6 protein-coding genes and 1 tRNA gene are annotated in these 10,385 nt (G+C 36.7%); 5 read left to right on the top strand and 2 right to left on the bottom strand.

Annotation, left to right across the window (positions count from 1 at the left end; all coding sequences use genetic code 11):
- Position 1: 1 nt before the first annotated feature.
- Positions 2–988 carry an isoaspartyl peptidase/L-asparaginase family protein gene (locus ACFSQJ_RS17000; protein ID WP_377768122.1) on the bottom strand — a complete coding sequence of 329 codons (987 nt, stop codon included), beginning with the start codon at positions 986–988 and terminating at the stop codon, positions 2–4.
- Positions 989–1,029: 41 nt separating this feature from the next.
- Here ACFSQJ_RS17000 and ACFSQJ_RS17005 point away from each other — a divergent pair, with 41 nt between their 5' ends.
- The 3 genes from ACFSQJ_RS17005 to ACFSQJ_RS17015 all read left to right on the top strand — a co-directional run bounded on the left by ACFSQJ_RS17005 (position 1,030) and on the right by ACFSQJ_RS17015 (position 3,435).
- The gene (locus ACFSQJ_RS17005) at positions 1,030–1,752 is read left to right on the top strand and encodes a copper homeostasis protein CutC (RefSeq protein ID WP_377768123.1); all 723 of its coding nucleotides are present in this window, start codon (positions 1,030–1,032) and stop codon (positions 1,750–1,752) included.
- 56 nt (positions 1,753–1,808) lie between these two features.
- Positions 1,809–3,044: a metallophosphoesterase gene (locus tag ACFSQJ_RS17010; RefSeq protein ID WP_377768124.1), complete on the top strand. Its 1,236-nt coding sequence runs from the start codon at positions 1,809–1,811 to the stop codon at positions 3,042–3,044.
- 91 nt (positions 3,045–3,135) lie between these two features.
- Positions 3,136–3,435 carry a thioredoxin family protein gene (locus ACFSQJ_RS17015; RefSeq protein WP_377768125.1) on the top strand — a complete coding sequence of 100 codons (300 nt, stop codon included), beginning with the start codon at positions 3,136–3,138 and terminating at the stop codon, positions 3,433–3,435.
- Positions 3,436–3,711: 276 nt separating this feature from the next.
- Here ACFSQJ_RS17015 and ACFSQJ_RS17020 read toward each other — a convergent pair whose 3' ends face one another.
- Positions 3,712–7,074, bottom strand: a complete 3,363-nt coding sequence (locus ACFSQJ_RS17020; RefSeq protein ID WP_377768126.1) for a DUF2723 domain-containing protein — start codon at positions 7,072–7,074, stop codon at positions 3,712–3,714.
- 167 nt (positions 7,075–7,241) lie between these two features.
- Between ACFSQJ_RS17020 and ACFSQJ_RS17025 the strand changes: the two genes are divergently transcribed.
- Both ACFSQJ_RS17025 and ACFSQJ_RS17030 read left to right on the top strand, forming a co-directional pair.
- Positions 7,242–7,313, top strand: a tRNA-Gln gene (locus ACFSQJ_RS17025).
- Between the two features lie 101 nt (positions 7,314–7,414).
- Positions 7,415–10,303, top strand: a complete 2,889-nt coding sequence (locus ACFSQJ_RS17030) for a COR domain-containing protein (RefSeq protein WP_377768127.1) — start codon at positions 7,415–7,417, stop codon at positions 10,301–10,303.
- The last annotated feature ends 82 nt before the right edge of the window (positions 10,304–10,385 follow it).

Below are 10,385 nucleotides of genomic sequence, written 5' to 3' on the forward strand. Positions count from 1 at the left end.
ATCACAAATAACTCTTTGATGTAATATTTTCATGCCCTTCTTCTGAATAAACGCGATAACTAAAACCGGGATGAATGCAATAGCCTCCTGTTTCGCCTTTTTTGTTAACGGCAATGTAGCCAACCTGAATATCCTTATAATTCGGGTCGTTTTTAATGATTCGGTTTACCGCCTCTTCGCAAGCTTTTTGTGGGGACCAGCCTTGTCGCATAAGTTCTACCACCAAAAAACTTCCTACGGTTTTTACAATTTCCTCTCCTTGACCAGTTGCTGTTGCTCCCCCAATTTCATTATCTACAAACAAACCTGAACCGATAACAGGGGAGTCACCAATGCGCCCTGCCATTTTATAGGCCATTCCACTTGTTGTGCAGGCACCTGAAATATCACCATTTGTATCAATGGCCAACATGCCAATAGTATCGTGGTTTTCAATATTGATTACAGGCGCATATTTTGACTCCTTTTTCCACTCCGACCATTCTGCCTTAGATTTTTCAGTGAGCAGATTTTCCTTTGGAAATCCTTTGTCGTAAGCAAATTTTTCAGCTCCCAAGCCTGCTAACATGACATGTGGAGTGTCTTCCATTACTTTTCGTGCTACTGAAATAGCATGGGTTACATTTTGCATATAGACCACCGCACCACAATTTCCATTCTGGTCCATAATACAGGCGTCTAATGTTACGTTGCCATCCCTATCTGGTCTACCACCTTTACCGACAGATTGGTTATTTATATCGGCTTCTTCCATTTTTACACCGGCTTCAACGGCATCTAAGGCGTTGCCTTTTTTTTCTAAAACCTTCCATGCTTCGGCAGTTGCATTCGGCACATTCCATGTGGCGATAACAATGGGTTTTATTGTCGAGTTAGTGGTAACGATATTTTTTGTTTTAGGCTCCGTTTTGCAAGAAGCTAAAATCGGTGCGGAAAGAATACCTGCGGTACTTAGACCTGATTTTTTTAGGAATTTACGTCTTTGCATGCTTGGGTTGTTTATTTTTAGTACTCAATAAATATAACAATATGCTTGTTGAAGTTTGTGCCAATTCTTTAGAATCGGCCTTGAATGCCGAAAAGGCCGGGGCAGACCGTATCGAACTCTGTTCAGAACTGGGCATTGGCGGAGTTACACCTTCATATGGTTTAATCACCGCAGTTAAAAAAAAACTGTCCATTCCTGTTCATGTATTGGTAAGACCGCGAAGTGGTCATTTCACTTATTCTGATAGTGAGTATGAGGTTCTATTGAATGATATTGAGCTGTGTAAAGAACTGGGTGTAGACGGAATCGTTTCAGGTGTAATAAACACCGGCGGTACGCTTGATGGTGAACGCACAAAGCATTTGGTCGAGGTGGCAGGCCCCTTACATTTTACTTTTCATAGAGCCTTTGATTGGATTCCGAATCCGTTAGAAGCTTTGCTTGAATTGGAGTCCTTTGGGGTAGATACCGTTTTGACTTCTGGCAAACGAATATCGGCAGAGAAGGGCATTGATTTGTTGGCCGATTTAAATTCCATTGCAAAAAAAATCACGATTATGGCCGGGTCTGGTATTAATAAAACCAATATTGATGTCTTTAAAGCAATTGGCCTAAAAGCGATACATCTTTCGGGTACTACTTTTCATAATACTGTTTCCGTTGCTAATAAAATTTCAATGAATTCTGAAAATCATCTGGTAGAACACCAGGTAGCTGTAACTAATATGGAGCTTATTCGTCAAATAGTTCAGCGCGTTAAATAAAACGCAAAAACTACCTTTACTTTTTCTAGAAAAAATAGCTTTGTAAAAAAATATTCATGTCTCGATTTCTTATTGTCTTATGTGTCATCTATGTTATTCTTGCCGTTTATGGTTTTCAAGGATTTAAGACTTTGTTTAAGAATCAATGGATTCAAATTTCATATGGGGTATTGTTTTTGGCAGCCCTGTGTTTTTTTATAATCAAGGTTTTGGGGTATGTGCCTGGCAAGGCATTATCCCCTGGGACAGCCATTGCAGGTGGAGTTTTTTTCTCCTTTTTAATGTTTGGGCTGGTTCTTGGCTTCTTTCTTTTGGTTGAGGATATCGTTCGTGTTTTTTCATTCGCTTACAACAAGATAAATGGGTTGGCAGAAGGTAAGAGCAATTATCTGCCTTCTAGAAGAAAGTTTGTAAGTATGCTTGGTGTCGGTCTAGCAGCCTTGCCTTTTGGAGCTTTGTTGTATGGAATGTACAAGGGAAAGTATAACTATAAGGTGCTTAAGTACAACTTAGAATTTGATGACTTACCTGATGCCTTTGATGGTTATCAAATTACGCAAATTTCTGATGTGCATAGTGGTAGTTTTGATAATCGAGATAAAGTTGCCTATGGTATTGACTTGATCAATTCTCAAAAAAGCGATGTTATTCTATTCACGGGTGATATGGTCAACAATAAAACCGAAGAAATGGAGCCTTGGGCAGATTTGTTCGCTACACTTAGCGCAAAAGATGGGGTGTATTCTGTTCTGGGAAATCACGATTATGGAGATTACGTAGCTTGGGAAAGCGATGAGGCAAAAGCAAAGAACTTACAAGAATTGAAAGATTTGCAAAAAAATATGGGCTTTGATTTATTGTTAGATTCTCACAGATATCTGGAAAGAGATGGTGAAAAAATAGCGCTTGTAGGTGTTGAGAACTGGGGTAGGGGAAGGTTCAAGAAAGCAGGAGATTTAGAACGTGCTAAAAAGGGAATTCATAAAGATGACTTCAAAATTTTGATGAGTCATGATCCATCTCATTGGGAAGATGTTGTAATAAATGATGAGTATCATTTTCATTTGACCTTGAGCGGGCATACCCACGGCATGCAGTTTGGTGTTGAAATACCAGGCTTTATTAAATGGAGCCCGGTAAAATGGCGTTACAAATATTGGGCAGGCGTATATAAAGAGCTTGGCCAATTTATTAATGTGAACAGGGGCTTTGGTTTTATCGGTTACCCCGGACGCTTCGGAATCTGGCCAGAAATATCTGTGATAACCCTTAAAAAGAAAGGTTTAACGTGAATTTAACGCATATCAAGGCGCTAAAGGTTTCACTTCACGTATAACTTTAACATTTTTTCTTACTTTTGGGCAGAAACATAACCTATTTGCCATGTCTAAATTTGGTGAACTTATTGACTTACATATTCCAGTATTGTTAGATTTTTATGCAGACTGGAACGAACAATCAACTTCAATGCATCCTGTACTTCGTGATGTAGCTGCCGCACTTGGTGATAAGGGCAAAGTGATAAAAATAGATGTTGATAAAAACAAAGAGCTTTCACAAGCACTTCGTATAAAAGGCCTGCCTACCTTAATGATTTACAAAAAGGGTGAAATGGTCTGGAGACAAAGTGGTGAGCAAGATGCCAATACCCTGATCGGTATCCTTAGTGAGTATACTAACTAGTTTTCTTATTTAGTTCTGAAAATATCCCCAAAGGACATCAAAAACCAGGTATCCTAGAAAAAAGCCAATAGCTATACCAAGCAATATTTTCTTTGTGCGTACTTTTTTAATACTGCTATCGCTTTTCATAAGAAAAGAGTTTTTTATCAAATAGGCGGCTAATTAACTATATCAAATATTTTTGCCTACTGCCTACTGCCTACTGCCTACTGCCTACTGCCTACTGCCTACTGCCTACTGCCTACTGCCTACTGCCTACTGCCTACTGCCTACTGCCTACTGCTCAATCAGAGTACCGTCTTCAACCGAAGGAATCGTATCCAGAGGAATTGTATCTTGCATATCTGGGTCTTCTCCTCTACTGGGGTCATTTAAATATTCTTGATCCTCTTCACCAATAAATTGGGTGAACTTGTCGATATATTCATTAAAAATCAAAGTTTCTTTTTCGGCGAAATCTCGATCCCTGTTTCTTATTAGGATATCTATATTTCTTCGATAAGCTTCCATGTCCGAAAGAATGTCATCAATCTTATTGTACTGCTCATCAAGCGGAATACCAGCATAATATTCCAGGCGTTCTTGGTAAACCTTTTTGAGCTTTGCGAAAAGTTCACGCGCTTTTTGCTGACTACCTACTTGATAGTAACCATCTACATAGGGCTCCACAAAGGCATAAAACCCGAAGTGCTTAAATGGTACGTTGGTCATTGCGGTTTCTATGGTTTTTTTGGCTTCATCAATTTTACCTTCCGCTATTTGTGTTTCCATTAAACGAGCAAGGTTACTTCTAAAAGAAAGACCTTGCGAACGTGTTTGAGGGTCATGATAGATATCCGAGCTTGAAGCATTACCCCATTCCCAACCATCAACAATGTCTGCCATTAAATCGCTATCGATTCTTCCCATTTCATAGGGACTTTCATTTGTCGTTTTAATAGGAACCAGTTTGTAGACCAAACCATCCAATTGCAAATATTCTTTCATCCAAATATATTCCGCATTGTCGAAACTACCGCCAGAGAAATAAATAGGTCTTTTCCAATCGTTGTTGGCAATAACATCTAGCATTAAAATACGGTTCTTTGGTAATGCGCTTTTTGGAAGATCTATATCAATATAATCTAAAATTAAATCGGCGTTTTGCTGCTTTACCAATCCACTCTCTAATACATTTTGCTTATTTACAGGAATCCGGATTTTATTCGTTGGGTAATACACAATATCTAGATTGCTTTCTGAATAAGCACTTAAATCTCCACCACGTTTTTCAACAATAAATTTATACCTAGTCTGTGAATTATCACTACCAACCCAATTTATAAAGTCTTTAATATTCCATCTGCTTTCCGAAATTTCTTTCCCGAATATATCATCAACTTCAGAATAGTAAACTGCATCTCGGGTTCCGTAGCTGTATTTGTCATGCGTAAGTTGAGAAGGTATTGGGTCACTTTCATAGGCCTTGCGCTTCATCTGGTCTATGTACCAATCCGTAGCAAAAAGGCTGGTATTTACTACCCGAACATCGGTTCGGTATTCTTCAATCTCTTGAACATACCATAAGGGGAATGTGTCATTGTCGCCAATGGTAAAGAGAATAGCGCCGGCATCTTCTTGGCAAGAGGCTAAATAGGCTTTAGCTGTTGAATTAGCTGTATATCTACCAGAACGGTCATGGTCGTCCCAATTTTGATAAGCCATTAACAAGGGAACCGCTAAAATACATAATAGGGTCACTATAGGTGCGGATAATTTAGGCTTCAATAGTTTTTTTACTTCTTCATAGAGTCCAAAGGCCCCTAATCCAATCCAAAGCGCAAAAATATAAAACGATCCTACCAAAGAGTAGTCTCTTTCCCTTGGTTGAAATACATATGGGTTTGTATAAAACTGAATGGCTATTCCCGTAAACATAAAGAAGACGAAGAAGGCCCAGAATTGCTTAGGGTTTCGTGATATTTGAAAAACCAGTCCGATGATTCCTAGTAGCAATGGCAAAAAGAAATAAGTGTTGCGCGCTTTATTGTCTAAAACATCGCTTGGCAGGTTATCTTGACTTCCTAATCGTAGACTGTCCACAAAAGGAATTCCACTTAGCCAATGTCCATTTTCATCATAACGCCCTTGAACATCATTTTGCCTACCAACAAAATTCCACATAAAATAACGCATATACATGTAGCCAAATTGAAATTCGAACATGTATTTGACGTTTTGCCACAGTGTAGGGGGTAAGACCTCAATATATTCACCAAAGCTTCGCAAGAATTGAATGTATTGTTCTGTATCAATTTCACCCTGCGCCTCTAATTCCCTGAATTGCTTAACGGCGTCACGCAATTGTTTGTCAGAAATATATCGTGGTTTTATTTTAAAGTCTAGCCTATCAAAATACCGCATATAATTTTCGGCATGCTGATCGCTCCATAAACGAGGTAATAAGCCTATATGTTTATCATTCGGCCCTTGTAATGCATTTTTGTACTTATTGACGATAACGTATTTGCCCAGCTTTCTATCTTTTTCGTATTTGGGTTTGTCATCTTTGTCTTCGCCCGCTGGCGCAAAAGTATCGGAGTAATATGCACCGTAAAAAGGACTTTCAACACCGGGATATTGCTCGCGATTATAATAAGCTAAGAGCGAACGTGCATCTTCAGGATTGTTTTCATTAACCACGGTTTGCGAATTAGCCCTTATCGGAAGCATTAACCAAGAAGAAAAACCAAGAATCAAGAACATAAAGCAAAGTACAATCGTATTTGCAGTTTGATAATTGTTTTTTCGAGTATATCGTAGGGAAAAGTAAAAAACGGCTATAAATACGATTCCCATGATGATGGAGCCAGAATTAAAAGGTAGCCCCACATCGTTGATAAAGAATACTTCGCTCCATCCGAATACTTTAAGGACATAGGTTAGAGAGAACTTATAAACCAACATCAAAATAGCTACTACGACAATATTCGCCAGTAAAAAGTTTTTTACGGTAGTCTTCTTGTATTTTTTGAAAAAATATAATAGACCTATGGATGGAATAGCCAAAAAGCCCATGAATTGAATTCCGAAAGTAAGTCCGACAACAAAACAGATTAGAAGTAGCCATCTATTGCCCCTGACATCCTCTAAATTGTCGGTCCATTTTAAGCCAAGCCATAGTAATAAGGCCATTATCAAGCTCGCCATGGCATAAACCTCGGTTTCCACGGCATTGAACCAAAAACTATCTGAAAAGGTAAAGGCTAATGAACCCACGAGTCCGCTTCCTAAAACTGCAATGGCGTTGCTATTGGATAAGTTTGATTTTTTAACGATTAATTTTCTGGTCAAATTCGTAATGGTCCAGAACATAAAAAGTACGGTAAAAGCACTTGAAACTATGGACACTGTATTAACCATTAAGGCAATTTTGCCGGTATCGCCAAAGGCAAAAATGGAGAAAAAAGCGCCTATCATTTGCAAAAGCGGAGCCCCTGGTGGGTGCCCTACTTGAAGTTTTGCCGAAGTAGTAATGTATTCCCCGGCATCCCAAAAGCTTCCAGTGGGTTCAACAGTTAAGCAATATGTGATAAATGCAATTGAAAAAGCAACCCAGCCCAAAATGGTGTCCCATTTCTCAAATTTTTTTGCAAACATGTAGTGCGTACTTTACGAATTGGGGCGAAATTACCAAATAAAAAAGAGATGTATGGGCAATTTTCAAAAACCTTTAACATGAATATCGCTTAGTTTTGTTTCTAATTGTGTCGAATTTGTTTGCCGAAACAAAAGTTTGTTTTAAATTTGCACGCTCTTATTGATAATGGCCTATGGTGTAATTGGCAACACAGCTGGTTTTGGTCCAGTCGTTCTAGGTTCGAGTCCTAGTAGGCCAACAATTAAAACCCCTAAGCAATTGATTATAAATTAATTGCAAAGGGGTTTTTTTATTTGCACGTTTTTTTGTCAGGTTTTTTAAGATTAAAAATGTTATCTAATGGATAGGGATGCAGTATTAAATAGTTTGCTTAACCAAATTTATGAAGCCAAAAATACCGGTACTAAAAACTTTAGTTTTTCTGATATCCATGAACAAGAAATCCTAACAAACAAACTGGAAATTCCTTCAGAATTATTTGATTTAGTTGAGTTAGAGGAACTTAATTTGTATCCATTCAAAGTTGAAATTATCCCCAAGGAGTTATTGAGATTAAAAAAATTAAAGAAACTATTTCTACGTTATGGAGGGATAGATTTTCCATTACAACTAATGCAAATGGAAAACCTTAATCATTTGAGTTTTAGTGGGAATATTACTTTTCTCCCAAAAGAATTGGATGATTGGGTCGAACTCGATTACCTGTACTTAGATACTAATAGTCTTACCCGAATTGACGGAATTCCTAGAGAGTTAACTTATTTATATCTGTCTGGAGAAGAATTAAGAGTTTTGCCAAATATTGTTCTAGAGCTAAAAAGGCTGAATAAGATTGTACTGATTAACTTTGAATCAATTCCTTTAGAATCCTTTAGATTTCAGGAACTCAGAAGTTTATTTCTTCAGGAATGTGGTTTAAAAAAACTACCATTAAATGTTGATTTTTGTGGAAGTATAACACAACTTTATTTGATTGGCAATTTATTCGAAGAACTACCGAGTACTGCTTTTTCCATGGTGAATCTGAGAAATCTTAATATTGCAGGTAATAGGTTAACAAAGGTTTCAAAAAAAATATCACAGCTTAAAAAACTTGAGGTGGTTAATTTGGCAGGGAATCCTCTAGAGGAATTTCCAGATGTAATATTTAAAATGCCTAGGCTAGAAGATTTTGATTTTTCTAGAAGATATATTGGAAAAGGTCCAAATGATGATATTGAAGCCCCCCCTGTATTTAAACTTTCCAAGGATTTTTTAAAATTGAAAAGCTTAAAACGATTTGTATATAGTGGTTGGGATTTAGAAAATATTCCATCAGAGATTACGGTTGGGGGTATAACTGCTATTAAGAATTTCCTTCAATCTATGGAGGATGCAGATAGCCAAGAACTACTTTTAGAGGCCAAGTTGGTAGTCGTGGGAAGAGGTAATGCTGGTAAAACCGTATTGACAAAAACTTTAACTAATCCAGAGTACAAATTTTCCAATCAAGATTCTACTCTGGGAATATCAATATTAAAGCACCCGTGGTATTTTAAATTTAAAGAAGGTAATTCAAATAAAACTTTTAGATTTAATGTTTGGGATTTTGGAGGGCAAGAAAAGTATGATGCCACCCACCAGTTATTTATAACGAAAAATTCTCTTTATTTATTTGTAACTGAAGCTCGTCAAGAAAGTAATTATTTAGATTTTTATCTATGGTTAAATACTATAAAGATACTTGGTTCGAATAGCCCAGTTCTAGTTGTTTTAAGTAAGATTGACAAAAGAAAAAAACTATTGCCTAGAGAAACTTACATTGCACAGTTTCCAAATATAATAGGTTTTTACGATGTAAGCTGTAAGTCTAATTTTGAATATACTATTGATAATCTTAGGGAGGGCATTAAGGATTCAATTTTAACTTTACCTCAAACTAGACAGAAGTTTTCCAATAAGTGGGTTAACATTAGAAGATATTTAGAAAATCTTTCAGAAGAAAGTGACTATATAGATTATCCTTTTTATTTAGAACTGTGTAATCAAGAGGGGCTTAATGTGAGTCAAGCCGATTTTTTGAGTAGTTTTCTACACAATTTAGGGGTAATTATTCATCACAAAAATGATTTACTTCTTAGAAAGACTGTTTTTATTAAAACTGATTGGTGTGTAGATGGAATTTATAAAGTCTTGGATAATAAGCTAGTATTTTCAAATAATGGTAAGGTTTCCAATGAGATGTTATTGCAAATTTGGGATGAGCCTAGATTTAGAAATAAAGAAATGGAGTTGATAAAGTTGATGATTAATTATGAGCTTTGTTTTGAATTAAATGATAACTCAGGATATATTATACCGAATCAACTGCCAGTAGAATTGCTTGATAAGGATGTATTATATGAGAATTCTGAGTTCCCAGAGTTAAAATTTGAATATCGTTATGAGTTTATGCCGTCTGGCATTTTGGCTAAGTTTATTGTTAAAGCGCATAGTTTTATTATTGATAATAAGTATTGGCGATACGGGGTTAAGCTTGGATATGAAGATACAGTAGCAATCGTCGAAGAGGATTTTATATTTAAGAAAATAAAAATAACCTTATCAGGATCATCAAAAAAAGGGCTTTTATCGGCCATACGAATGATTTTAGGGGAAATACATGATGAATTTAGCAGACATGGAAAATTGGAATACAAAGAAATGGTTCCTTGTAATTGTAGCTTTTGCTCAACTGTAGAAACCCCACACTTTTACAATTATAAAGCCCTTGTTGGTTTTAACAGAGGTGGTATTATGGAAGTTCCATGCGAAAATAGCTTTGAACAGGTTATGGTTAAAGGTTTAGTAGATGACGTTCTGATATCAAAAGATGTTAACTCGTTTGATACAGATGAGGAGTTAAAAGAATGGCTGCTGAAGGTGGTGCTTAACAAACTAAAGCATGAAGTGGATTTTAAAGAGTCTTTTCAAGGTTTTTGGAGAAAAAATAATTTCAACACCCCTAAAACTGAGATAGAGTTTCAACCAATTATTTGTAACGCAATAGAAAATTACTGCAGAACTAGTGGTGTTCAAATGTCAAGAGAAGTTAAAGAAGGAAATGGATTCGTTGATGTGCTATTTTCTCACACAAATAGAAGAGGGAGTATTTTGAAAGTTTGTATGGAAATTAAAAGTGCGCAACATCAATCAATAGTTACGTGGATAGGGCGGTCAATGTATACCACCTGCGGCGGATTAAACTGAGCAGTGCAAATCAAGTGCACGAGATCGACTCATTTTGGTGCTGAAGTTAACGTTTATTTTTAATTTTTTTCCTCATTGATTC

It is taken from the genome of Croceitalea marina (assembly GCF_042684265.1).
Lineage (GTDB): Bacteria > Bacteroidota > Bacteroidia > Flavobacteriales > Flavobacteriaceae > Croceitalea > Croceitalea marina.